Below are 23,457 nucleotides of genomic sequence, written 5' to 3' on the forward strand. Positions count from 1 at the left end.
CCTGTCTCCCGGGATGTTACAGGGATAACCCTGGGGCATTGCCCGGGACATCGATCGCGCGGGCCCGAATCCATAATGGACAATAGTGGCAAGCCGGGCATGACAATTGCCTGTCCGAAGCCGACCGAGTCCCGAGACAGAAGTCCAACGCATGAGCCTGATGCCCGCCTTCAAGCGCACCGCCAGCCGGGTCCTGCTGGTGGCCCTGCTGTCCGGGCTCTCGTGCGCCGCGCTGGCCGGGCGCGAGGTGCGTCTCGGGGTCTACGAGAACGACCCGAAGATCTTTTCCGACGCGAAGGGCCAGCCCTCGGGCATCTTCGGCGAGCTGATCCAGGAGATCGCCCGGCGCGAGGACTGGACCCTGGTCCCGGTGCGCTGCGCCTGGGACGACTGCCTGCAGGCCCTGCAGGAAGGCCGCCTCGACCTGATGCCCGATGTCGCCTACAGCGAGGCGCGCGCGCGCCTGTTCGACTTCCACCATGTGCCGGCCCTGAACAGCTGGTCGCAGCTGTACCGGCACGAGGGGTCCGGCATCGTCTCGATGATGGACCTGCAGGGCAAGCGGGTGGCGGTGCTCGACGGCTCGGTGCAGCAGGACTACCTGAAGTCCCTGCTCGAGGGCTTCGGCCTGCGCACCGAGCTGGTGCCGGTGTCCTCGCTGCGCGAGGGCTTTGCCCGCGTCGAGTCGCGCGAGCTCGATGCCGTCGCGGCCAACCACCATTTCGGCGACCGCAACGCCCGTGCCTATCAGCTGCAGGAAACGCCGATCATGTTCCTGCCTTCGCGCCTGTTCTTCGCGACCGGACGGGAGCGCAATCCCGAGCTGCTGGCGGCGATAGACAAGCACCTGGCGCAGTGGCAGAACGATCCGTCCTCGCTCTACTTCACGCTGCTCAAGCGCTGGGGGCTGCCACCCGAGCCGTCCCGGATTCCACCCTATCTCTGGTGGAGCCTGTTCAGCGTGGCCGGCCTGCTGGTGCTCGCGCTGGGCGCGGCTGCCTGGCTGCGGCGCGAGGTCGCGCGCCAGACCGGCCGCTTGCGCGCCAGCGAGGACAAGCTCGCGACCATACTCAACAGCGTCGATGGCTACATCTTCATCAAGGACAGGGACGGGCGCTACCAGTATGTCAACCAGAAGGTGGCTGAGCTGTTCGGACATCCGGTGGACGCGATCATCGGCCGGGGCGACGACGCCTTCTTCGATGCCCCGACCGCACAGGCCTTGCGCGTGATCGACCGGCGCGTCATCGAGGATGGCGAGCGCGTGGCCGGCGAGGAGGTCAACACCACCCAGGACGGAGGCTGCCGCCTCTACTACGCGGTCAAGCTGCCGCTGCGCGATGACCAGGGCCGGATCTACGCGCTGTGCGGCATCTCGACCGACATCACCGAGCTCAAGCAGGCGCAGGCCGAGCTCGAACGCTACCGCGCGCATCTGCAGCAGCTGGTCGATGAGCGCACCGCCGAGCTCGAGGCCACGACCGCCGCCCTGCGCGAGGCCGGCGCCGAGCAGCAGGCCATCTTCGATGCCGCCACGGCCGGCCTGCTGGCGGTCAAGAACCAGCTGATCCACCGTTGCAACCGGACCCTGGAGGAGATGTTCGGCTACGCGGCCGGCGAGCTGAACGGAAAGAGCACCCGGATCTTCTGTACCGACGACGCGGCCTGCTCCGAGTTCAGCGCGCGCCTGGATGCGACGCTGCTCGAGCAGCACCGCTTCATCGAGGAGCGCGAACTGGTGCGCCGCGATGGCAGCCGCTTCTGGGTCCGCCTGTCGACGCAGGCGATCTATCCCGGCGACCCGGCGGCGGGCTTCTTCGGCATGGTGCAGGACATCACGGCCGAGCGCGAGGCGTTCGCGGCGATGCGCCGCGCCAAGGAGCTGGCCGAGCAGGCCACCCATGCCAAGGCCGATTTCCTGGCCAACATGAGCCACGAGATCCGCACGCCGATGAATGCCGTCATCGGCATGACCTATCTGCTGCAGAAGACCGCGCTCACGCCGCAGCAGCTCGACCACCTGCACAAGATCCAGTCCTCCAGCCAGCACCTGCTCGGCGTGATCAACGACATCCTGGACTTCTCCAAGATCGAGGCCGACCGGCTGAGCCTGGAGCAGATCGAGTTCGAGCTCGAACCGGTGCTCGGCAATGTCATCAACCTGCAGGCCGAGCGCGCCGCGAAGAAGTCGCTCGAGCTGGTGCTCGAGCTCGCGCCCGAGGTGCCGACCCGCCTGGTCGGCGACCCGCTGCGACTTGGCCAGGTGTTGATCAACCTGGTCAACAACGCGGTCAAGTTCACCGAGCGCGGCACGATCCGCCTGTGCCTGCGGCTGCAGCAGCGCGACGAGGCTGGCGTGCGGCTGCGCTTCGAGGTCAGCGACACCGGCATCGGCCTTTCGCCCGAGCAGCAGGCGCGGCTGTTCCACAGCTTCGAGCAGGCCGACAGCTCGACCACGCGCAAGTACGGCGGCACCGGCCTGGGGCTGGCGATTTCCAAGCGCCTGGTCGAGCTCATGGGCGGCGAGATCGGCGTCGAGAGCGTGCTGGGCCAGGGCTCGAGCTTCTGGTTCACGGTCCGGCTCGGGGTCGTCAGCGGCGTGTCGCAGCAGCCGGCGCTGCAGCCCTGCCTGCGCGACCGGCGCATGCTGGTGGTCGATGACAACGAGCCCGCGCGCGAGGTGCAGGCCGGCATGCTGCGTTCGATGGGCTTTCACGTCAGCGCGGTCGAGTCCGGGCCGCTGGCGCTGGCCGAGCTCGAGCGCAGCGAGCAGGCCGGACAGCCCTACGACATCGTGTTCCTGGACTGGAAGATGCCCGACATGGACGGATTGGCGGTCGCGCGCGCGATCGCCCGGCTGCCCCTGCGCCAGCAGCCGATGGTGCTGATGGTCACCGCCTACGATCGCGACGCGCTGCTGCAGGCCGCCGCCGATCTGCGCCTCAGCGACGTGCTGGTCAAGCCGGTGACGCCCTCGATCCTGCTCGACGCCGTCATGCGCCTGCTCGGTGCCCGGCAGGCCCAGCCTGCCAGCCTGGCCGAGGGCGGCGGTGCTGCGGCCCTGGATGCCTCGGTCCTGCGCGGCGCCAGGGCCTTGCTGGTCGAGGACAACGAGGTCAACCAGGAGGTGGGCCAGGCGCTGCTGGAAGAACTCGGCTTGCAAGTCGAGATCGCGCCCGATGGCGCGGTCGCGCTGGAACGGGTGCAGCGCCAGGCCTACGAGGTCGTGCTGATGGACATGCAGATGCCGGTGATGGACGGCCTGAGCGCGACGCGCGCGATCCGCCAGCTCGCGGCGCTCGACGAGCTGCCGATACTGGCGATGACGGCCAACGCGATGGCAGGCGACCGCGAGCGCTGCCTCGAGGCCGGCATGCAGGACCATATCGCCAAGCCCATCGATCCCAATGATCTCAAGGCCAAGCTGATCCAGTGGATCAGGCCGCGCGCTGTGCCAGCAGTTGAAGTCGTCGAAGCAGGTGAGGCAGCTGGCGCGACCGGCGCCAGCCTGCCGGCTGCGGCGCCAGGCTCGGCCTTGCGCTTGCTCGAGGGCATCGCCGGGCTCGACGCCGCCCAGGGCCTGCGCCAGCTGCAGGGCCGCGAGCTGCTCTACCTCAGGCTGCTGCGCAAGTTCGTCTCCGGCCAGGCCGACCTGCCGGCCCGCCTCGCGGTCGCGCTCGCGGCGGGCGACTGGGCACAGGCCGAGCGCCTGGCGCATACCCTCAAGGGCGTCGCGGCGCAGCTCGGCGCGCTGCCGCTGCGCGATCTGGCCGAGCGGCTGGAGCTGGCGCTGCGCGAGCGCCAGGCGCCGGCCCTGATCGAGCCGCTGCGGCAGGCGATCGAGCACAGCCTGCCGGCGCTGGTCGCGGCCATCGCGGCCCGCCTGTCGTCGCCGGTTGCGGCAGCACCCGCCAGCGGCTTCGATCCGCGGCGCTGGCAGCAGCTGCGCGAGCGGCTGACCGGCCTGCTGGAGCAGGATGACAGCGAATCCGAGGCCCTGCTCGAGGCCGAGGAGGCCTTGCTGCGCGCCGGGCTCGGCGATCGCTTCGAGGCCGTGGCGCAGGCCATCCGCGGCTTCGATTTTCCGGCCGCGCTCGCGGCCATGCGCGATCCGGCATGAGGTTAGACTTCGGGGCCATGGCCGCCAGCCGGCCCGTCAAATCCCGTCTGGGGCATCAATCAAGTGGATAGGCAGGTTTTCGCATGAGCATCAAGAGCGACAAATGGATCCGGCGCATGGCCGAGCAGCATGGCATGATCGACCCCTTCGAACCGGGCCAGGTGCGCCAGGTCGATGGCAAGAAGGTCATCAGCTACGGCACCAGCAGCTACGGCTACGACATCCGCTGCGCGCCCGAATTCAAGGTATTCACCAACATCCACAGCACGGTGGTCGACCCGAAGAACTTCGACGAGAAAAGCTTCGTCGACTTCCACGGCGACTCCTGCATCATCCCGCCCAACAGCTTCGCGCTGGCGCGCACGGTCGAGTATTTCCGCATCCCGCGCAACGTGCTGACGATCTGCCTGGGCAAGAGCACCTACGCCCGCTGCGGCATCATCGTCAACGTCACCCCCTTCGAGCCCGAGTGGGAAGGCTATGTGACGCTGGAGTTTTCCAACACCACGCCGCTGCCGGCCAAGATCTACGCCGGCGAGGGCTGCGCGCAGGTGCTGTTCTTCGAGAGCGACGAGGTCTGCGAGACCAGCTACAAGGACCGCGGCGGCAAGTACCAGGGCCAGCATGGCGTGACCTTGCCGCGCGCCTGAGCGGGCCGTTCCAGACATGAGCGCCGAGCAACTGCTGTCCTTCGGCCTGCCCGTCAGCGGCGCGCCCGAACTCTCGCACCCCAAGCCAGAGCGCCTGCTGCGCGGCAATCCGCTGCGCGAGACCTGGAACGCGCTCGACGCGCCCTTGAATGGCGCGGGCGAACTGAGCACCGGCGTCTGGCGCTGCGAGCCGGGTCAGTGGCGCATTGCCTTCGGCCCGACCGAGCAGGAAGTCTTCACCGTCCTGGAAGGCCGTTGCCGCCTGCACCGCGAGGACGGCAGTTTCGTGGAGGCCGGCCCGGGCCAGGCGATCCGCATTCCGCCCGGCTTCACCGGCTCGTTCGAGGTGCTCGAGCGCATGACCAAGGTCTACTGCATCGTCAAGTAGCGGCTGGCCGCTCTGCTGGCTGGCCGGCAGGGCGCAAGGTTTTCCTGCGGATGACGGCGGGAGTTATATTCCCATCAGTTTTCCCATGGTGGCGTCCGGCTTTTTTCCGGAGGAGGTTCTTGTTTGTTTCCCTCAAAGACCTTCAGGGTGGCCCGTTTCCCTGCATCCATCAGGATTGGTCTGATCTACTTCGTCCTGGCCAGTCTCTGGGTCTGGGGCTCTGACTGGCTCGCCTTGCAGTTGCTGGAGGATCACGCCCTGGTCGTGCAGGTCCAGTCACTCAAGGGCGAGCTCTTCGTGCTGTGCACGGCGGCCCTGCTGTTCTGGCTGGTGCGACGCGAGGAGGGAGCACAGGCCGCGGTCCGGGGCGAACTCGAGCGCACCCGCAACCAGCTGGAGCATTTCGTCGATACCAGCGCCTCGATCATCTATGCCTTGACGCCCGATCTCGGCGCCAAGGCGGGCTGGCGGCCGGTCTATGTCAGCGCCAATGTCTGGCGCCTGACCGGCTATCTGCCCGCCGACTGGCTGGACCGCAGCGGTTTCTGGTTCGAGCATCTGCACCCCGATGACCGGTCCCAGGTGCGGCAGGCCTGGCAGCAGCTGCAGCAGCTGGGCACCTTGAGCCTGCGCTATCGCTTCCAGCACCGCGACGGCAGCTATCGCTGGATCGACGACCAGCTGCAGCTCTACTGGGGCACGGATGGCCAGCCGTTCGAGATCGTCGGCAGCTGGCGCGACGTGACCGAACAGGAGCAGGTCCAGCAGGCCTTGCGCGACCGGCAGGTCAAGCTCGACACCTTCCTGGCCCATGCCCCGGCCGCCCTGGCGATGTTCAACCGGGACATGCGCTACCTGCTCGCGAGCCAGCGCTGGGTGCAGGATTTCCAGCTCGGGGCGGCGGGAGACCTGGTCGGACGTTCCCATGACGAACTGCTGCCCGAACTGCCGCCACAGTGGCGGCAGGCCTACCAGCGCGCCCTGGCCGGCGAGACGGTGCAGCGCGAAGAGGAACCCTGCCGCTTGCCCGACGGCAGCGAGCGCTGGCTGCGCTGGAAAGTCCAGCCTTGCGAGTCGGTCGACGGGCGGGTCGAGAGCATCGTCATCCTGGCCGAGGACATCACGGCGCGCAAGCTGCGCGAGCAGGCGCTCGAGCTCAATGCCAGCCTGTTCATGAACAGCTCCGAGGGCATCGTGATCTGCGACGGCAGCAAGCGCATCCTGTCGGTCAACCGGGCCTTCAGCGAGATCACCGGCTATGCGGCCGGCGAGGTGCTGGGCCAGCTGCCCATGCTGCTGCGCTCCGGCCAGCAGCCGCGGGCTTTCTACCGAGACATGTGGCGCCAGATCCGGCGGGCCGGTCGCTGGCAGGGCGAGATCCTGAACCGGCGCAAGGGCGGCGAGCCCTTCCTGGCCTGGCTCACGATCAGCCTGGTGCGGGACCAGGACGGCCGGGTGCGCAACTACTACGGCATCTTCCACGACATCACCCAGCGCAAGCAGGCCGAGGACCGGATCAGCCAGCTGACCCACTACGATGCCCTGACCGGCTTGCCGAACCGGGTGTTGCTGCGCGAGCGCATCGAGGCCGAGCTGGCCCAGGCCAAGCGTGAACAGGAGCCGCTGGCGCTGATGTTCATCGACGTCGATCGCTTCAAGTACATCAATGACTCGCTCGGGCACCGGGCCGGTGACGCCTTGCTGGTCGAGATGGCGTCCCGGCTCGAGCAGGCCGTCAGGCAACAGGACACGGTGTCGCGCATGGGCGGCGACGAGTTCACCTTGCTGCTGCCCCAGATGGATGCCGAGCAGGCGGCGTATCTGGCGCAGGCCATCATCGCGCGCATTTCCGCTCCCTGGCAGTTCGAGGGCCTGGAGCTGATCGTGACACCGTCGATCGGCATCGCGATGTTCCCGGGCGACGGACAGGTGGTCGATGCCTTGCTGCAGGCCGGCGATACCGCCATGTACCGGGCCAAGGGGGCGGGTGGCGCCAACTTCCAGTTCTACGAGCCCGGCATGCAGCTGAGCGCCAGCCGCACGCTGCAGCTCGAGAACGCCTTGCGCTGGGCCCTCGAGCGCCATGAGCTCGAGCTGCATTACCAGCCACAGATCGAACTCAGCACCGGCCGCGTGACGGGCTGCGAGGCCTTGCTGCGCTGGACCCATCCGCAGCTGGGGTCGGTGGCACCGTCCGAGTTCATGCCGATCGCCGAGGCCAGCGGCCTGATCCTGCCGATCGGCGAATGGGTGCTCAGGACGGCGGTGGCGCAGAACAAGGCCTGGCAGCAGGCGGGCCTGGCGCCGGTGGTGATGGCCGTCAATGTCTCGGCGGTCCAGTTCCGCCAGACCCAGTTTCCCGCGCTGGTGCGGCTTGTGCTCGAGGAAGCCGGCCTGGAGCCGGGCTGGCTCGAGCTCGAGCTGACCGAGAGCGTGGTCTCGGCCGACCCCGAGGCAGCGATCCGCATCATGAAGCAGCTCGATTCGCTCGGCTTGCAGCTGTCGGTCGACGACTTCGGCACCGGCTATTCCTCGCTGTCCTACCTCAAGCGCTTCCCGATCGACAAGCTCAAGATCGACCAGAGCTTCGTGCGCGACCTGGGCAGCGACCCGGACAGTGCCCTGATCGTCTCGGGCGTGATCGCGATGGCGCGCGCGCTGGGCCTGAGGACCACCGCCGAGGGCGTCGAGACCGCCGAGCAGGCGGCGATGCTGGCGCACGAAGGCAGCGACGAGGTGCAGGGCTACTGGTATGCCAGGCCGATGCCGGCCGAGCAGTACGAACGTTGGCTCCAGGACTATCTGGCGACGACGCGGGCTCCAGGCATTGTTTGAACTGAGGATGGACGAGGTGTTTGCATGACTTGGGATACTTGGCTGGCTTTTTTCCTGGCCTGCTGGCTGATCAGCCTGTCGCCCGGCGCGGGCGCGATTGCCTCGATGTCGTCGGGGCTGAATTTTGGCTTCCGCCGTGGTTACTGGAACGCCATCGGCCTGCAGCTGGCGCTGGTGCTGCAGATCGCGGTGGTCGCGGCCGGTGTCGGTGCGCTGCTGGCCACTTCCGAGCTGGCCTTTGCCCTTATCAAGTGGTTCGGTGTGCTGTATCTGCTGTACCTGGGCTGGAAGCAGTGGAGCGCGCCGCCCAGTGCGCTTGCCTCCGAGCCGGTCGATCTCAGGCGCGGGCGCCCGCTGGCGCTGCTGCTGCGCGGCTTTGTCGTCAACGCGAGCAATCCGAAGGCGATCGTCTTCATCCTGGCCGTGCTGCCGCAGTTCCTCGATACCAGCCGGCCGCTGCTGGCGCAGTATCTGCTGATGACGCTGACCATGGTGGCGGTCGACCTGGTGGTGATGGCCGGCTACACCGGGCTGGCGGCCAGGGTCCTCAAGCTGCTGCGCGAGCCGGGGCAGCAGCGCCTGCTGAACCGGGTCTTCGGCGGCCTGTTCGGCGCGGCTGCCACCTTGCTGGCCACGGTCAAGCAGGCGGCGCATTGAGCTGCTCCGAGGCCGCGGCACAATAGCGGGCTTTCCTTCACCCACTCATTGACAGGACAGCCAGATGGCCTTCGCCGACAACCTCAAGCAACTCCCTTCCATCGCCCAGCTGGCCGCGCTCGAACTGATCGACGCCGCCGGTGCCGTCGCCGCCAGCATCGAGAACAAGCCCGGCAAGGCCGGTTCGCTGGCGGTCTACCATGCGCTGGCCGCCAAGCATGGCGCGATCAACGTGGCTGCCGCCCGGGAAGGGCTGGAGATTTTTGCCGAGCACACGGTGGATGCGCGCGCCAACCCGGGCAAGCACCCGAACATCGACCGCCTGCTCGAGGTGATCGCCTCGGGCCAGGGCTATTCGGTCAAGCTGGTCGCGGTCTGATTGCCAGGCGCCTGGGCGGCAGACTGAGCCTGCCGCTCAGACCGCCATCGGTGCCGTCAGCGGCGCATGGTGCTGGTAGCCGTGCAGACTGAAGTCGCCCGGCTCGATCTTTTCCAGCCATTCGGGCTGGTACTGGCCGGTGACGGCATAGTCCGGGATGCGGTCCGACAGCAGCAGCTGCGGCGCGGGCAGCGGCTCGCGCGTGAGCTGCTGCTGCAGCATGGGCACATGGTTTTCGTAGATGTGCGCGTCGCCGATGAAGTAGCTGAACCATTTCGGCTTGAACCCGGTCAGGCGTCCGACCAGGTGCAGCAGCGCCGCGCCCTCGGTCAGGTTGAACGGCGTGCCCAGGCCGATGTCGTTGCTGCGGATGTAGAGGCAGAGCGAGATCTCGCGCGTGCCGGCATTGGGCAGGAACTGGTACAGCAGGTGGCAGGGCGGCAGCGCCATTTCTTCCAGCTGGGCCCAGTTCCAGCCGTGGAAGATGATGCGGCGGTCGCTCGGGTTGTTGACGATGGTGTCCAGGCATTGGCGCAGCTGGTCGACCGCCTTGTAGAGCACGACCTGGCCATCCGCCGTGTCGGCGATGCGCACATAGCCGCGTCCCAGCGCGTCCGCGATCTGTCCCGTGGCCGAGGCGGGCAGGGCCTTGAACGCCGGCCAGTTGCGCCATTGCACGCCGTAGACCGGACCCAGGTCGTCCTCGCCCAGGCGGTAGGGGTTGGCCAGCCAGGCGGCGTTCTCGTTGGCGTTCTGGTCCCAGACCTTGCAGCCGAGCGCGCGGAACTCGGCCGCGCTGCGGTAGCCGCGCAGGAAGCCGACCAGCTCGCCGACCGCCGACTTGAAGGCGAGCTTCTTGGTCGTCACGGCCGGGAAGCCCTGGCTCAGGTCGAAGCGCATGGACGCGCCCGGCAGGCTCAGGGTGCGGATGCCGGTGCGGTTGGTCTGCCAGCTGCCTTGCTCGAAGACGGTGCGGACGAGGTCGAGGTATTGCTTCACGGCGCTGGCCTCAAAAGCTGACTATTTTAACGCCGCCATGGCGCCCACCGTTCAGCCAGGATTCTGCGTCAGCACCCGTCCCGGGTTCATGATGCCCTGCGGATCGAGCGCGGCCTTGATGCGGCGCATCAGCGTGAGCGCGACCGGATGCTTGTACTGCGGCAGCGTTCCGGCCTTCAGGCTGCCGATGCCATGCTCGGCGCTGATCGAGCCGCCATGGCGCCGCACCGAGTCGAACACGATGTGGTTGATGCGGGTCTCCTGCTCGCGCAGGAAGGCGGCCGGGTCGCCGCCCTCGGGCGCTTGCACGTTGTAGTGCAGGTTGCCGTCGCCCAGGTGGCCGAAGTTGACCAGTCGCACGCCCGGGATCTCGACGGCCAGCTGCGCATCGGTCGCGGCGCAGAAGGCGGGAATCGCCGAGACCGGCAGGCTGATGTCGTGCTTGATGTTCAGGCCTTCCTCGCTTTGCGCCAGCGAGATGCTCTCGCGGATATGCCACAGATTGTGCGCCTGGGCCAGGCTCTCGGCGACGACGGCGTCGCTCACGCAGCCCTGCTCGAACGCGGTCTCGAGCAGCGCCTCGAAGCGCTCGCGCGCATGGGCCTCGCTCTCGCTGTCGGAGTTCTCGAGCAGCACGCACCAGGGATGGTCCTGCCACAACGGCACGCGCAGCTGCGGGTAATGCTTGTCGACCAGCGACAGCGCGAAGCGGCTCATGGCCTCGAAGCCGGTCAGGCCGGCGCCGAGCTGGCGCTGCGCCAGCCCGAGCAGCTCGACCGCTGCCTCGACCGACGGCACGGCGGCCCAGGCGGTCAGCCGGGCCGCCGGCTGCGGGTGCAGCTTGAGCGTGGCGGCGGTGATGATGCCCAGCGTGCCTTCGCTGCCGATGTAGAGGTCGCGCAGGTCGTAGCCGGTGTTGTCCTTGCGCAGGCCGACCAGGCCGTCCCAGACCTCGCCCTGCGGCGTGACCACCTCGAGGCCCAGGCAGAGTTCGCGCGCATTGCCGTAGCGCAGCACCTGGGTGCCGCCGGCATTGCTGGCCAGGTTGCCGCCTATGGTGCAGCTGCCCTCGGCCGCCAGGCTCAGCGGCAGCAGCAGGCCGGCGGCCTCGGCCGCCTGCTGGGCTGCCTGCAGGATGCAGCCGGCCTCGAGCGTCAGCGTCAGGTTGGCGGCGTCGAGCGCGCGCACCCGGTTCATGCGCTGCAGGCTCAGCAGCACCTGCTGGCCGCTGGCATCGGGCACGCTGCCGACCACCAGGCCGGTGTTGCCACCCTGCGGCACGATCGAAACCCCGGCGGCGGCGCAGGCCTGGACCACGGCCGCGACCTCGGCCGTGCTGCCCGGGCGCACCACGGCCAGCGCGCGGCCGCGGTGGCGGCGGCGCCAGTCCTGTTCGTAGGCCGCCAGGTCGGTGGCCGGGTCCTCGTGGGTCAGCACCTGCTGGGCGCCGACGGCCGCGCGCAGGGCGGACAGCAGGTCTGGGTGGTCGTTCATGTCAGTGCATCTCTCTGGTCGAAGGTGCTGTGCCGGCATCGCCATCCGCGGCGGCGGCCAGCGCGGCCCGCGCCGCCTTCAGCCGCAGCCGGATATGGACGGTGCAGGCGACGAACAGGCCCAGGCAGAGCAGCAGCTCGAGCCCGGCCAGCCAGGCCGACAGGCCCTTGTCGCTCCAGGCCCGCACCGAGCCCTCCATCACGTAGAGCCAGACCAGCAGGCTCAGCGCGCGGTAGGTGTACATGCGGTTCTTCAGCAGTCCGGCCAGCGGCAGGCACAGCGGCAGCACCTTGAGCGCCCAGGTCGAGCCGCCCGGGCGCAGCGGCGCCAGCCACAGCTCCCAGGCCAGGCCGAGCACGATCAGCGCCAGGGTGCAGGCGACGGCAGCGCGGCGCGCGAGGTCGACCCCGGGCGGGGTCGGGAGTACGATGCCCGGCGGGGCATCAGGCATCGGGTCGGGGCGGGTGTTCTTCATGTCTTGTCTTGCAGCGATGGCATGATACCGGGGATGAAAACCCCCGCGCGCGCGCGCCAGTCCGGCCGCCTGCATTTGCTCGACGCCTGGCTGCCCGCTTTGCTGCAGCTGCTGGGCCGCTTTCCCTGGCGCAGCACCGCGCTGACGCTGCGCGAGCGCTTCCGCGAGGACCGGCTCGGCATCACGGCCGGCAGCCTGACCTTCACCACCACGATCTCGCTGGTGCCGCTGTTCACCGTCGGCCTGGCCATCTTCAGCGTGTTTCCGGTCTTCGGCCGGTTGCAGGCGCAGCTGCAGCAATGGCTGATCCAGAGCCTGATCCCGGACCAGATCGCGCGCCAGGTCAGCAACTACCTGCTGCAGTTCTCGCAGCAGGCCGGCAAGATGGGCTGGGCCGGCGCGATCTTCCTGTTCGTCACCGCGCTGATGCTGGTGCTGACGATAGACCGCAAGCTCAACGACATCTGGCGCGTGCGCCAGCCACGTTCGCTGACCCAGCGGGTGCTGATCTACTGGGCGGTGCTGACCCTGGGTCCGCTGCTGCTGGCCGCCAGCCTGAGCCTGAGCTCCTATGCGGTGTCGGCCTCGCGCGGCTGGGTCAGCGCGGTGCCGGGCGGGGTCCAGCTGGCACTGGGGGCGATCGAGTTCCTGCTCGGCCTGGCGGGCATGGCGGCGCTGTACCGCTTCGTGCCGAACGCGCCGGTGCGCTGGTCCCATGCCTTCGCCGGCGCCTGCCTGGCATCGACCGCGATCGAGCTGGCCAAGCGCGTGCTGGGCTGGTACTTGGTGCAGGTGCCGACCTATTCGGCCGTCTACGGCGCCTTCGCGACCGTGCCCATCCTGCTGATCTGGCTCTACACCGGCTGGGTGATCGTGCTGCTCGGCGCCGTGCTCACCGCCTACCTGCCCAGCCTGGTCGGCGGCATCGAGCGCCACTCCGACGCGCCGGGCTGGGAACTGCAGCTCGCGCTCGAGCTGCTGGCGGCCCTGGAGCGCGCGCGCCGCGAGGGCCGGCGCGGCTGCAGCCTCGAGTCGCTCGCGCGCGAGCTGCGCGTCGATCCGCTGCAGCTCGAGCCGCCGCTGGAGGCGCTCGAGGCGCTGGACTGGGTCGGTCGCCTGAGCGAGGCCGACGGGCGCCATGTGCTGCTGGTCGATGCCGCCCGCACCCCGCTGGCCCCGCTGCTGCAGGCGCTCTGCCTGCCGCTGAACGGCGCCACCCAGGCGTTCTGGCGAGCCAGCGGCTGGCCGGCGCTGACCCTGGCCGACGCCCTGCCGGCCCCGGCGGCCTGAGCGGCGCTGCAGCCAGCGGGATTTCCCCTGCATGGCGGGCCTTCGCGGGCGCGATTTGTGGGCTATATTTGTGTCGGGTGCGATGGTGCGCCCAAGGAGCAGAACAACATGAAAGTCAGCGATATCCTGCGCGTCAAGGGCGGCACCCTCTACACCGTCTCCCCCGAGGAGAAACTCTCGCACGCCATCGAGACCATGGCCGAGTTCGACATCGGCTCGCTCGCCGTGATGGAGAATGGCCAGCTGGTCGGCATGCTGACTTTCCGCGAGGTCATCAAGACCCTGGCCCGCAATGCCGGCACGGTCGCCGGCAAGACCGTGGACAAGGTGATGGACCGCAATCCTTCGACCTGCACCCCCGAGACCGAACTCGAGCAGGTCCGCCCGCTGATGCTCGAGAGCCACACCCGCTACATGCCGGTGATGGACGGCAAGATGCTGATGGGTGTGATCAGCTTCTACGACGTTGCCAAGGCCATCGTCGATACCCAGAACTTCGAGAACAAGATGCTCAAGGCCTATATCCGCGAATGGCCGGAGCAGGAAGTCGACGAGAAGTCCTGACCTTCCCCGCACTCCCACCAGAATTTACATTCTGGTCACAGAACAGTCTGCCGTCCCGGTAGACTGTTTTTTTGTTTTTGAATACTTATATTGATCATGGCAACGAATAAACAGCGGCTTTTCGCGGTCACTGCCCTGGCAGCGGCAGCGGCTCTCGGGTTGACAGGCTATACCGTCACGAACAACAAGATCATCTGGCAATACCTGGGACAGGTCGGTACGCCGACTTACGGCAACCTGCCCTACGACACCGACGACGGCGAGCCCAAGCACTCGGCCTACACGACCAACCTGGAGAATCTGCCGATTCCCGATCTGCCGAAGACCCTGTTGAGCCGCATCGCCGTCATGCTGCCCGAAGCGTTCAACATCAACAACAACACCCGGGTGAGCCTGGGCTCCGACGAGCAGACCAACCTGGTGCTCAAGGCCGGCCTCGAGTCCGACATCTATGTCAGCTTCCTGTCCGAGGGCGCCGGCTACCGCAACAGCGTGGGCTACTTCACCTATGACCCCGCGAATCCCCCCAAGTCGCCGGCCGACGTCAAGAGCGAACTGATCCTTTTCCCCAACGCTTCCCAGGACAACGAGACGCCCTTCAAGGTCGCGACCTCCAGCAAGGCGAGCACCGTCAAGTTCCATGTCAGCACCGGCAGCAAGCCCGTGGGCGTGGGCTTCTTCATCGTGGCCGACGGCTGGAGCGGCAGCCGTGACCTCAGGCTTGCCGGCGGTCAGAACGCCAGCGGCACCACCCGCACCCCGGGTGTCGACGAGAACAGCAGCCGCAAGATCTACTATTCGCTCAAGGCGCTCAACAACCTCGAGCCCGACGATGACCGCAACCTGCGCCAGCACGCCATCCTGCTCAACGAGGAAATGGTGGCCGGCAGGAATGGCGCGCCAGCGTTCCAGCGCCTCGTGTTGGGCTTCGAGGACATGCTGCGCACGGGTGGTGACCACGACTTCAACGATGTGCTGCTGGCAGTGCACGTGACGCCGGCAGGGCCCGAAAACATCACCAACCTGGCCAAGATCAGCAACATCGTTGCCGACAACAAGGACAGCGACGGCGACGGCGTCAAGGATACGAGCAGCAACTCCAAGGACCCGATCGACGCCTATCCCCTCGATCCGACCGCGGCAAGCTACAAGGACTACCCGAGCAGCACCGGCTGGGCCACGCTGGCCTACGAGGACAACTGGCCCAACGAGGGCGACTACGACCTCAACGACATGGTCGTGCGCTACCGCAGCCGCGAGATCAAACATGCGGCCGGCAAGGTCTCGCGCCTCGAGATGAACCTGCGCCTCGATGCGCGCGGCGCGGGCTTCCGCAACGGGTTCGCGCTTGCGCTGCCGGGCATCCTGCCTGACGATGTCGAGTCGGCCACCCTGACCACGATCAACACCAACAACCAGGCTTCCGAGCAGACGATCGCCCCGCTCGACAAGAGCATTCACAAGCAGGCGGTGTTCGAGATCTTCAAGGACGCCTACGCCTTGCAGGCCAGCCAGTCGGACAGCAACTGCAAGTCGCTGGGCTTCTACAACGCGGCGGCGGGCTGCCCGATCGGCGGCTTCACCGAGTTCAAGCTGGTCGTGAAGATGAAGACCAAGACCAGCGGTTCCCTGACCGACCGCTCGCCCCTGTATGCCGGCAGCTTCCCGAGCGTGCCCTACGACCCCTTCCTGTTCCGCACTGAAAAGCCGGGCATTGAGGTGCACCTGCCGGGCAAGAAGCCGTCGGCCCGCGCCGACGCCAGCCTGTTCAACACCGGGGTCGATGCCAGCAAGCTGGGCACCAGCTACACCTACATGACCAGCAAGGGCCTGCCCTGGGCGCTCAACATCCCGGCGCTCTGGGATTACCCGGCCGAGGCGGTTCGCGTCGAGACGGCCTATACCGACTTCGTCAGCTGGGCGGCGTCGGGCGGCAGCAAGAGCCAGACCTGGTACGTCACGCCGAGCGACAAGAGTGCGCCGACCTATGGCAAGACCGACAAGGCCAGCCTGCAGGCCGCCAAGACCTTCCGCAACGGTCGCTGAACCCCATTTCCCACAGTGGATGGCCGGTCACTGACCGGCCGCTAGGAAACATCATGATTTCTTTCAAGAAACAACTCGTTCTGGCCGCTGCGACGGTGCTTCTCTCGGCTTGCGGTGGTGGCGGTGGTGGCAGTACCGGTACCGACAGCAAGCCCGCCAGCAACTCCCTGAACGATCCCCAGGTGCAGGCCTCGATCAGCACCGCGGTGAGCAATGGCTTCAACTGGGAAGTGGTGCCGGCCGCGGCGACCGTGGCGGTCCAGGGCACTGCAGTCGAGAACCTGCGCGTCAACGTGTCGCGCTACACCGAGGAGGCCCAGGATGGCCAGACCCTCACCCTGCGTGGCGAGTCCCTGGGTTCGGGCATGACCGATGCCGCTGGCAAGGTCGATCTCGGCGTGCTCAACCTGCCGGCTGGCAGCAGCGACATGGTCCTGGTCGAGCTGTTCGACGACCAGCGCCCGGAGCTCGGCGTGCTGGCTTCGAGCAAGGTCAGTGCCGACAAGATCTCGACCCTGGTCTTCCAGCTCAAGGTCTGATGTCCTGCCGGCATGCCAGCGGCGAGCGCGACGGCCATTCGTCTGACTGGGCGGATTGCGCCGCTCTCGCGCTGGCAATTGCCGCCGCTCTGGGATAATCGACAACCATGAGCGGCAACACCTTCGGCAAACTCTTCACCGTCACCAACTTCGGCGAATCGCACGGCCCGGCCATCGGCTGCGTGATCGACGGCTGTCCCCCGGGCATGGAACTGTCCGAGGCGGACATCCAGCATGACCTGGACCGGCGCCGGCCCGGCACCAGCAAGTTCGTGACCCAGCGCAACGAGCCGGACCAGGTCCGCATCCTGAGCGGGGTCTACGAGGGCCGGACCACCGGCACCCCGATCGCGCTGCTGATCGAGAACACCGACCAGCGCAGCAAGGACTACGGCAACATCCTGCAATCCTTCCGGCCCGGCCACGCCGACTACGCCTACTGGCACAAGTACGGCATCCGCGACCCGCGCGGTGGCGGCCGCAGCTCGGCGCGGCTGACCGCGCCGACGGTGGCGGCCGGCGCCGTGGCCAAGAAATGGCTGCAGCAGGCCTACGGCACGACCTTCAAGGGCTGCATGACCGCGATCGGCGAGGTCGAGATCGGGTTCGAGAGCTGGGACCATGTGCCGAACAACCCCTTCTTCGCGCCGGTCGCCGACGTGTCCGCGCTGGAAGACTACATGGGCGAGCTGCGCAAGTCGGGCGACTCCTGCGGCGCGCGCCTGCGCGTCACGGCACAGAAGGTGCCGGTCGGCCTGGGCGAGCCGCTGTACGACAAGCTCGATGCGGACATCGCCTACGCGATGATGGGCTTGAACGCGGTCAAGGGGGTCGAGATCGGCGCCGGCTTCGCCAGCGTGGCGCAGCGCGGCAGCACGCATGGCGACTCGCTGACGCCCGACGGCTTCCTGAGCAACAACGCCGGCGGCATCCTGGGCGGCATCAGCACCGGCCAGGACATCGAGGTGTCGATCGCGATCAAGCCGACCAGCTCGATCCTGGTCCCGCGCGCGACCATCGACCTCGAGGGCCAGCCGACCGAGCTGATCACCAAGGGCCGCCACGATCCCTGCGTCGGCATCCGCGCCACGCCGATCGCCGAGGCGCTGCTGGCGCTGGTGCTGATCGACCATGCGCTGCGCCACCGCGCCCAGTGCGGCGACGTACGAGTCAGCACGCCCGACATCGCCGCCGCGCGCTGACAGGTTTGAGCCGGGGGCGCGAACTCTGGCCCTTCGCCGCGCTGTCGGCGAGCTATTTCGCGCATATCGGCTTCTTCAATCCCTACCTGCCGCTCTGGCTCAAGGAGGCCGGCTTCGGGCTGTTCGCGATCAGCCTGCTGACCTCGATGCAGTCAGCCACGCGCCTGTTCGCGCCCTATGCCTGGGGCTGGCTGAGCGATTACACGGGTGAACGGGTGCGGCTGCTGCGCCTGTGCTCCATGGTCGCGCTGGCCTGCAGCGCCGGACTCGGGCTCGAGCTGGGCCTCTGGGGCCTGGCTGGCTTGCTGCTGCTGATGTTCACCCATACCAGCGCGATGATGCCGATGAGCGAGGCCGCGCTGGCGCAACTGGTCAGCCGCGCCGGCGGCTTCGACGCCCGCCTCTATGGCCGGGTGCGGCTGTGCGGCTCGGCCGGTTTCCTGCTCATGGTGCTGCTGGCCGGCGCCTGGTTCGACGCCCGTGGCATGGCCAGCTTCCCGGCCTGGACCGCCGGCACGCTGGCGCTGGTGGTCGCGAGCTGCTGGTGGCTGCCCGACCGGCGCGAGCCTGCCCATGCTGGCCCGGGCTCGGAGCGGGTCTGGCCGGTGCTGCGCCGGCCCGAGGTGGCCTGGTTCTTCGCCTCGGTCTTCCTGCATGTGATGGCGCATGTGGCCCTCTATGTCTTCTTCTCGCTCTACATCGACTCGCTGGGCTATGGCAAGTCGGTCATCGGCCTGCTCTGGGCCGTTTCGGTGCTGGTCGAGATCGGCTGGTTCTTCACCCAGGCGCGCTGGCTGCCGCTGCTGGGTCATGGGAGCTGGCTGCTGCTGGCGGCGGGGCTGGCGCTGCTGCGCTTTGTCGTCACCGCAGCTGGCGGGGACTGGCTCTGGCTGCTGTTCGTGGCCCAGCTGCTGCATGCCATCACCTTTGCCGCCCACCATTCGGTCTGCATCGCGCTGCTGGGCCAGTATTTCCCGGCGCGGCTGCGCGGCCGCGGCCAGGCCCTCTATGCGGTGCTGGGCTATGGTCTTTCGGGCGTGATCGGCGGCCTGCTCGGCGGCCTGGTCAGCACGCGCTGGGGCGTCGGCAGCGTGTTCTGGTTCGCTGCCGCCATGGCCTTGCTGGCTTGCGGCGCGGCCTGGCAGATGCGGGCCGCGCAGCGCCGCTTCAGACCAGCGGCGCGCTGATGCGCGCGATCATGGCCCGCGTCTCGGGGCGCACGCCACGCCACCAGGCGAAGGCCTCGGCCGCCTGCTCGACCAGCATGCCGGCGCCGTCGGCGAGCTGGCGCACGCCGGCCTGCTGGGCCAGCCTGAGGAAGGGCGTCAGCCCCTTGCCATAGACCATGTCGTAGGCCAGGCCATCGGTCTCGAAGGCCGAAGCCGGCAGCGGCGGCAGCGCCGCGCTCAGGCTGGCCGAGGTGGCATTGATCACGACATCGAAGCGCTGGCCCGCCAGCGCCTCGTAGCCGCCGCCCTGCAGGGCCGCGCCGGCGCCGCTGGCGCGCAGGGCCTCGACCAGCTGCTGCGCCTTGTCGACCGTGCGGTTGGCGACGAACAGCTGCACCGGGCCCTCGCGCAGGATCGGCAGGATGGCGCCGCGCGCCGCGCCGCCAGCGCCCAGCAGCAGCACCCGCTTGCCCGCCAGCGGCTGGCCCAGGTTGTACGTGATGTCGCGCACCAGGCCGACGCCGTCGAAGTTCTGCGCATAGACCCGGTCGCCCTCGAACTTGAGCGCATTGGCCGCGCCGGCGGCACGCGCGTCTTCCGACAGGTCGGTGGCATAGGCGCAGGCATCGAGCTTGAACGGCACGGTCACGTTGAGTCCCTTGCCGCCGGCGGCGCGGAACTGGTCGACCGTGGCGGCGAACTGGCCCAGCGGCCCTTCGAGCGCGATATAGACCAGGTTTTGGCCGCTTTCCTCGGCGAAGGCCATGTGGATCAGCGGCGACTTGGTCTGGCTGATGGGGTTGCCGATGACGGCGTAGCGGTCGGGATTCTGCGTGGACATGTCAAGCCAAGATTGAGCTGGAAAGAGGTTCCATTCGATTGTCGCCGAAGCGCGGCAATGCTCAGTGTTTTTGAATGCGGTCGATCCGTGCGCTGAACCTGCCGCGCCCGGCCTGGCGCTACAGTCAAGACATCGAGGCCCCGGCCTGGCTTTTCCTGGATTCCGCTCTCATGACCCATTCCCCGCTGCCCGTCCTGTTCGTTTCGCATGGTTCGCCGATGTTCGCGCTCGACCCCGGCCAGACCGGTCCGGCCTTGCAGCGCATGGGCGAGCGCTTGCGCGAGCGCGGCGACCTGCGCGCCGTGCTGGTGCTGTCGCCGCACTGGATGTCGCGCGGCATCGAGGTCATGAGCCATCCGCAGCCCGCGACCTGGCATGACTTCGGCGGCTTCCCCGAACCGCTGTACCGGCTGCAATACCCGGCGCCGGGCGCGCCCGAGCTGGCACAGCAGGTGATCGAGAAGCTGCAGGCGGCCGGCCTGCCGGCGCAGGCCAACCCGGAGCGTCCCTTCGACCATGGCGCCTGGGTGCCGCTGCGCTTCCTGCTGCCGGCGGCCGAGCTGCCGGTGCTGCAGCTGTCGCTGCCGGTGCAGATGGGGCCGCGCGAGCTGTACGCGCTCGGCCAGGCGCTGGCCGGCCTGCGCGAGCAGGGCGTGCTGATCCTGGCCACCGGCAGCATGACGCACAACCTGCGCGAGTTCATGGGCGGCCGGCCGGAACAGGACGCACCGGCCGCGCCCTATGTGCAGGAGTTCGCGCGCTGGGTCGAGCAGGCGCTGCTGGCGCAGGACCGCGAGCGCCTGTTCGACTACCGGCGCCAGGCGCCGCATGCCGTGCGCGCCCATCCGACCGACGAGCATTACCTGCCGCTGTACTTCGCGCTGGGCGCGGCCGGCTGGGGCCAGCCCGGCGCGGCCGAGCCCGAATACTTCAACCGCGAGGTGATGTACAGCTACCTCGCGATGGACGCGATTGCGTTCGCCTGAACGCAGACTGAACGAAAAAGACCGCAGCCGCCCCAGGGCAGCCGCGGTCTTGCGCGGTTTTCGCGGCAGCGTGATCAGTTGATCAGGCGGGCGACGAAGATGTTGCTCGACTTGTCGCTGGCGACATGGTCACCCGCGATCAGGATCTTGCCGTCGGCCTGCAGCGCGATCGCTTCGGCCGAGTCGTTGCCGCTGCCCAGCGACAGGCTGACCACGCCGTCGGGCGTGCCGTCGCTGCTGTCCTGGCCGAAGCTGCCGTCGAGCGAGCCATTGCTGTTCAGGCGCGCCACGACGGCATTGGTCGAGCCGTCGGCCGCGGTGTTGGAGCCCGCCACCAGGATCTTGCCGTCGGCTTGAACCACCAGGCCCTTGAGCTTGTCGTCGCCATTGCCGAACGACACGGCGACCGCGCCGTCGGGCGTGCCATCGGCAGTGCCGGCGCCGAAGCTGGCGTCAAGCGTGCCGTCGCTGTTGAGGCGGGCCACCGCGACGTTGCTGCTCTTGTCCGCGCCAATGGTCACGCCGCCGACCAGGATCTTGCCGTCGGCTTGCAGCGCGACGGCCTTGGCCTTGTCGTTGCCATTGCTCAGCGAGACGGCCACCACGCCATCCGGGGTGCCGTCCGCGTTGCCGGCGCCAAAGGTCGCGTCCAGGCTGCCGTCGCCCTTGAGCCTGGCCACCGCGATATTGCTGCTGCCATCGCTGCCGACGGTGTTGCCGGCGATCACGATCTTGCCGTCGGCCTGGATGACCACCGCCTTGGCTTCATCGTTGCCAGCGCCCAGCGACAGGCTGACCACGCCGTCCGGCGTGCCGTCGGCCGTGCCGGCGCCAAAGCTCGCGTCCAGGCTGCCGTCGGCGTTGACGCGCGCGACCACCATGTTCTGGCTGCCGCCGGTGTTGCTGGTGGTGTCGCCCGCGACCACGATCTTGCCGTCCTTCTGGATCGCGATTGCGTCGACGGCGTCGTCGCCGGCACCGAACGAGAGCTGGACCACGCCGTCCGGCGTGCCGTCGGCATTGCCATCGGCGCCGAAGGTCTTGTCGAGCGTGCCATTGGCGTTCAGGCGCGCCAGCACCACGTTGCTCGAGCCGCCGACCGGGGTGCTGTTGCCCGCGACCACGATCTTGCCGTCGGCCTGGATCGCCACCGCCTTGGCGTCGTCGCTGCTGGCGCCCAGGTCCAGGTTGACCACGCCGTCGGGCGTGCCGTCGCTGTTGCCATCGGCGCCGAAGCTGGTGTCGAGCGTGCCGTCGCTGTTGAAGCGCTCGATCACGATATTGCTGCTGCTCCCGCCGGTGCTGGTGCTGCTCCCGACGACGATGAGCTTGCCGTCGGCCTGCACGGCCATGCCCTTGGCGAAGTCGTTGCCGCTGCCCAGCGACAGGCTGACGATGCCGTCAGGCGTGCCATCGCTGGCCTTGCCGAAATGCTGGTCGAGCGAGCCCGCCAGCAGGTCGTTGCCGCCGCAGCCGGTCGCGAGCGCCGCGACCATCAGGCCGGTGGCGACAGCCATCACCGGACGGCTGAACTGGCGCAGGCGCTCCAGGCCGCTGCGCTGGGAATGAAGTGAGCTGTGCATGGAAAAATTCCTATGAAAAAAACCAGAACTTCATTAGATGGGACAATTGATCCCGAAAAATGATCGGTCCATAAGTGAAAAGTATGAATTCAGCCGTTTGTGCTCGTGCGGTCGTCATCGGCGGCGGCTGCCGCTGGCTGGATTCGTTCCGCTCCGGCCTGGCTGCCGGCCCAGCTGGCTGGCGTCGCTGGCTCGGGCTCGGGCTGACGGCGGCGCTGCTGCTCGGGTCGCCGCTGGTCCGCGCCGACGACTGGGCCGGCTATCCGCAACGCCCGATCAAGCTGCTGCTGGGCTATCCGGCCGGCGGCGGCGGCGACCTGCTCGGGCGGCTGTTTGCCGCCCGGCTGGGCCAGGAGCTGGGCCAGCCGGTGGTGGTGGTCAACAAGCCCGGGGTCAGCGGGGCGCTGGCGGTGGCCGAGCTGGCGCGCACGCCGGCCGACGGCTACACGCTCTACCTGGCCGACACCGGCCTGCTGCTGGTTTCGCTGCTGCACGAGGGCAGCTGGCCCGATCCGCAGCAGCTGACGCCGGTCAGTCCGGTGGCCTCGCTGGCCTTCGCCTGGCTGGCCCATGCCTCGTTTCCGGCCAGCAACCTGCGCGAGCTGATCCTCGAGCTCAAGGCCCGGCCCGGGCATTACAGCTACGCCTCGCCCGGCGTCGGCACGATCGCCCATCTCGGCGCCGAGCTGTTCGGCCAGAGCCTGGGGCTGGAGTTCAACCATGTGCCCTACAAGGGCGGCGGCCCGATCCTGGCTGACCTGGCTTCTGGCCAGATCCAGCTCGGTGTCCTGAGCCTGCCGGCAGCCATCGCCGCGTCCAGGAGCCAGCGCGTGCGCTTGCTGGCGGTCACGAGCGCCAGGCGCGTGCCGGCCTTGCCCGAGGTGCCGGCGATCGCCGAGCTGCTGCCGCGCTTCCAGGCCGTGACCCAGGTCTTCCTGCTGGCGCCGGCTGGCCTGCCCCAGGCGCCGGTCGACAAGCTCAATGCCGCCGTGACCCGGGTTCTCGAGTCGCCAGCGCTGCAGGCCGAGTTCGCGGCCCAGAGCGCCGGCGTCCAGACCGGCAGCCCGGCCGAGCTGACGCTGCTGCTGCGGCGCGAGTCACGCCGCTGGCGCGCGCTGGCGCAGTCGCTCGGCTCGCGGATCGACTAGGGCCTGTTAACGCAATCGAAGGACCTCGGCGATGAACGCGACGGTGATGAAGGCCGCAAACATCACATCGGTCTTGTCATAGCGGGTGAACA

19 protein-coding genes are annotated in these 23,457 nt (G+C 68.3%); 14 read left to right on the forward strand and 5 right to left on the reverse strand.

Annotation, left to right across the window (positions count from 1 at the left end; translation table 11 throughout):
• Nucleotides 1-151 precede the first annotated feature (151 nt).
• From C6P64_RS05280 to C6P64_RS05305, 6 genes are all read left to right on the forward strand, one after another.
• On the forward strand, nucleotides 152-4,120 hold the full coding sequence (locus C6P64_RS05280; RefSeq protein ID WP_105747547.1) for a response regulator: 3,969 nt from the start codon (nucleotides 152-154) through the stop codon (nucleotides 4,118-4,120).
• 83 nt (nucleotides 4,121-4,203) lie between these two features.
• Nucleotides 4,204-4,770, forward strand: coding sequence for a dCTP deaminase (dcd, locus tag C6P64_RS05285; protein ID WP_105747548.1), 567 nt, complete (start codon nucleotides 4,204-4,206; stop codon nucleotides 4,768-4,770).
• Nucleotides 4,771-4,786: 16 nt separating this feature from the next.
• Entirely contained in the window at nucleotides 4,787-5,158 is a 372-nt protein-coding gene (locus C6P64_RS05290; protein ID WP_105747549.1) for a cupin domain-containing protein, read from the forward strand.
• Between the two features lie 147 nt (nucleotides 5,159-5,305).
• Nucleotides 5,306-7,993 carry a sensor domain-containing protein gene (locus tag C6P64_RS05295; RefSeq protein WP_170073045.1) on the forward strand — a complete coding sequence of 896 codons (2,688 nt, stop codon included), beginning with the start codon at nucleotides 5,306-5,308 and terminating at the stop codon, nucleotides 7,991-7,993.
• A 24-nt stretch (nucleotides 7,994-8,017) separates the two neighbouring features.
• Nucleotides 8,018-8,650 carry a LysE family transporter gene (locus tag C6P64_RS05300; protein ID WP_105747551.1) on the forward strand — a complete coding sequence of 211 codons (633 nt, stop codon included), beginning with the start codon at nucleotides 8,018-8,020 and terminating at the stop codon, nucleotides 8,648-8,650.
• A 64-nt stretch (nucleotides 8,651-8,714) separates the two neighbouring features.
• On the forward strand, nucleotides 8,715-9,029 hold the full coding sequence (locus C6P64_RS05305) for a DUF2322 family protein (RefSeq protein WP_105747552.1): 315 nt from the start codon (nucleotides 8,715-8,717) through the stop codon (nucleotides 9,027-9,029).
• A gap of 36 nt (nucleotides 9,030-9,065) precedes the next feature.
• Here the strand turns inward: C6P64_RS05305 and C6P64_RS05310 are convergent, their stop codons facing one another.
• Genes C6P64_RS05310 through C6P64_RS05320 form a run of 3 tightly spaced genes read right to left on the reverse strand, consistent with a single transcriptional unit; the run spans nucleotide 9,066 to nucleotide 11,973 of the window.
• Nucleotides 9,066-10,028, reverse strand: a complete 963-nt coding sequence (locus tag C6P64_RS05310) for a thymidylate synthase (RefSeq protein ID WP_105747553.1) — start codon at nucleotides 10,026-10,028, stop codon at nucleotides 9,066-9,068.
• A 51-nt stretch (nucleotides 10,029-10,079) separates the two neighbouring features.
• Nucleotides 10,080-11,522 (reverse strand): FAD-binding oxidoreductase, encoded by a 1,443-nt coding sequence (locus C6P64_RS05315; RefSeq protein WP_105747554.1) that lies wholly within the window; start codon nucleotides 11,520-11,522, stop codon nucleotides 10,080-10,082.
• Nucleotide 11,523: 1 nt separating this feature from the next.
• Complete coding sequence (locus C6P64_RS05320) at nucleotides 11,524-11,973, reverse strand: DUF2069 domain-containing protein (RefSeq protein WP_105747569.1); 450 nt, start codon at nucleotides 11,971-11,973, stop codon at nucleotides 11,524-11,526.
• A gap of 57 nt (nucleotides 11,974-12,030) precedes the next feature.
• Between C6P64_RS05320 and C6P64_RS05325 the strand changes: the two genes are divergently transcribed.
• The 6 genes from C6P64_RS05325 (at nucleotide 12,031) to C6P64_RS05350 (ending at nucleotide 18,825) form a co-directional block, all read left to right on the forward strand.
• Complete coding sequence (locus C6P64_RS05325) at nucleotides 12,031-13,287, forward strand: YihY family inner membrane protein (protein WP_105747555.1); 1,257 nt, start codon at nucleotides 12,031-12,033, stop codon at nucleotides 13,285-13,287.
• A 108-nt stretch (nucleotides 13,288-13,395) separates the two neighbouring features.
• Complete coding sequence (locus C6P64_RS05330) at nucleotides 13,396-13,851, forward strand: CBS domain-containing protein (protein WP_105747556.1); 456 nt, start codon at nucleotides 13,396-13,398, stop codon at nucleotides 13,849-13,851.
• Between the two features lie 96 nt (nucleotides 13,852-13,947).
• The gene (locus C6P64_RS05335) at nucleotides 13,948-15,897 is read left to right on the forward strand and encodes an LruC domain-containing protein (RefSeq protein ID WP_105747557.1); all 1,950 of its coding nucleotides are present in this window, start codon (nucleotides 13,948-13,950) and stop codon (nucleotides 15,895-15,897) included.
• A 53-nt stretch (nucleotides 15,898-15,950) separates the two neighbouring features.
• The gene (locus C6P64_RS05340) at nucleotides 15,951-16,436 is read left to right on the forward strand and encodes a hypothetical protein (RefSeq protein ID WP_105747558.1); all 486 of its coding nucleotides are present in this window, start codon (nucleotides 15,951-15,953) and stop codon (nucleotides 16,434-16,436) included.
• 107 nt (nucleotides 16,437-16,543) lie between these two features.
• The gene (aroC, locus tag C6P64_RS05345; protein ID WP_105747559.1) at nucleotides 16,544-17,638 is read left to right on the forward strand and encodes a chorismate synthase; all 1,095 of its coding nucleotides are present in this window, start codon (nucleotides 16,544-16,546) and stop codon (nucleotides 17,636-17,638) included.
• A gap of 5 nt (nucleotides 17,639-17,643) precedes the next feature.
• Nucleotides 17,644-18,825, forward strand: a complete 1,182-nt coding sequence (locus tag C6P64_RS05350) for an MFS transporter (RefSeq protein ID WP_105747560.1) — start codon at nucleotides 17,644-17,646, stop codon at nucleotides 18,823-18,825.
• Here the strand turns inward: C6P64_RS05350 and aroE are convergent.
• Nucleotides 18,806-19,648 (reverse strand): shikimate dehydrogenase, encoded by an 843-nt coding sequence (gene aroE, locus C6P64_RS05355; protein WP_105747561.1) that lies wholly within the window; start codon nucleotides 19,646-19,648, stop codon nucleotides 18,806-18,808. The two genes, C6P64_RS05350 and aroE, sit on opposite strands and share 20 nt — an antisense overlap.
• 170 nt (nucleotides 19,649-19,818) lie before the next feature.
• Here aroE and C6P64_RS05360 point away from each other — a divergent pair, with 170 nt between their 5' ends.
• Nucleotides 19,819-20,634 carry a DODA-type extradiol aromatic ring-opening family dioxygenase gene (locus C6P64_RS05360; protein WP_105747570.1) on the forward strand — a complete coding sequence of 272 codons (816 nt, stop codon included), beginning with the start codon at nucleotides 19,819-19,821 and terminating at the stop codon, nucleotides 20,632-20,634.
• A 74-nt stretch (nucleotides 20,635-20,708) separates the two neighbouring features.
• Here the strand turns inward: C6P64_RS05360 and C6P64_RS05365 are convergent, their stop codons facing one another.
• Nucleotides 20,709-22,217: a hypothetical protein gene (locus tag C6P64_RS05365; protein ID WP_105747562.1), complete on the reverse strand. Its 1,509-nt coding sequence runs from the start codon at nucleotides 22,215-22,217 to the stop codon at nucleotides 20,709-20,711.
• An 83-nt stretch (nucleotides 22,218-22,300) separates the two neighbouring features.
• On the opposite strand from C6P64_RS05365, the gene C6P64_RS05370 reads away from it, so the two are divergent.
• The gene (locus C6P64_RS05370) at nucleotides 22,301-23,365 is read left to right on the forward strand and encodes a tripartite tricarboxylate transporter substrate-binding protein (RefSeq protein WP_105747563.1); all 1,065 of its coding nucleotides are present in this window, start codon (nucleotides 22,301-22,303) and stop codon (nucleotides 23,363-23,365) included.
• Nucleotides 23,366-23,457: the final 92 nt, after the last annotated feature.

The organism is Malikia granosa (genome assembly GCF_002980595.1).
GTDB classification, from domain to species: Bacteria; Pseudomonadota; Gammaproteobacteria; order Burkholderiales; family Burkholderiaceae_C; genus Malikia; species Malikia granosa.

What these genes read in the sequence shown, in the direction of transcription:
- C6P64_RS05280 (WP_105747547.1), top strand. Translation starts at nt 152, where the DNA reads ATGAGCCTGATGCCCGCCTTCAAGCGCACCGCCAGCCGGGTCCTGCTG.
- dcd (WP_105747548.1), top strand. Translation starts at nt 4,204, where the DNA reads ATGAGCATCAAGAGCGACAAATGGATCCGGCGCATGGCCGAGCAGCAT.
- C6P64_RS05290 (WP_105747549.1), top strand. Translation starts at nt 4,787, where the DNA reads ATGAGCGCCGAGCAACTGCTGTCCTTCGGCCTGCCCGTCAGCGGCGCG.
- C6P64_RS05300 (WP_105747551.1), top strand. Translation starts at nt 8,018, where the DNA reads ATGACTTGGGATACTTGGCTGGCTTTTTTCCTGGCCTGCTGGCTGATC.
- C6P64_RS05305 (WP_105747552.1), top strand. Translation starts at nt 8,715, where the DNA reads ATGGCCTTCGCCGACAACCTCAAGCAACTCCCTTCCATCGCCCAGCTG.
- C6P64_RS05315 (WP_105747554.1), bottom strand. Translation starts at nt 11,522, where the DNA reads ATGAACGACCACCCAGACCTGCTGTCCGCCCTGCGCGCGGCCGTCGGC.
- C6P64_RS05320 (WP_105747569.1), bottom strand. Translation starts at nt 11,973, where the DNA reads ATGCCTGATGCCCCGCCGGGCATCGTACTCCCGACCCCGCCCGGGGTC.
- C6P64_RS05325 (WP_105747555.1), top strand. Translation starts at nt 12,031, where the DNA reads ATGAAAACCCCCGCGCGCGCGCGCCAGTCCGGCCGCCTGCATTTGCTC.
- C6P64_RS05330 (WP_105747556.1), top strand. Translation starts at nt 13,396, where the DNA reads ATGAAAGTCAGCGATATCCTGCGCGTCAAGGGCGGCACCCTCTACACC.
- C6P64_RS05335 (WP_105747557.1), top strand. Translation starts at nt 13,948, where the DNA reads ATGGCAACGAATAAACAGCGGCTTTTCGCGGTCACTGCCCTGGCAGCG.
- C6P64_RS05340 (WP_105747558.1), top strand. Translation starts at nt 15,951, where the DNA reads ATGATTTCTTTCAAGAAACAACTCGTTCTGGCCGCTGCGACGGTGCTT.
- aroC (WP_105747559.1), top strand. Translation starts at nt 16,544, where the DNA reads ATGAGCGGCAACACCTTCGGCAAACTCTTCACCGTCACCAACTTCGGC.
- aroE (WP_105747561.1), bottom strand. Translation starts at nt 19,648, where the DNA reads ATGTCCACGCAGAATCCCGACCGCTACGCCGTCATCGGCAACCCCATC.
- C6P64_RS05360 (WP_105747570.1), top strand. Translation starts at nt 19,819, where the DNA reads ATGACCCATTCCCCGCTGCCCGTCCTGTTCGTTTCGCATGGTTCGCCG.
- C6P64_RS05365 (WP_105747562.1), bottom strand. Translation starts at nt 22,217, where the DNA reads ATGCACAGCTCACTTCATTCCCAGCGCAGCGGCCTGGAGCGCCTGCGC.
- C6P64_RS05370 (WP_105747563.1), top strand. Translation starts at nt 22,301, where the DNA reads ATGAATTCAGCCGTTTGTGCTCGTGCGGTCGTCATCGGCGGCGGCTGC.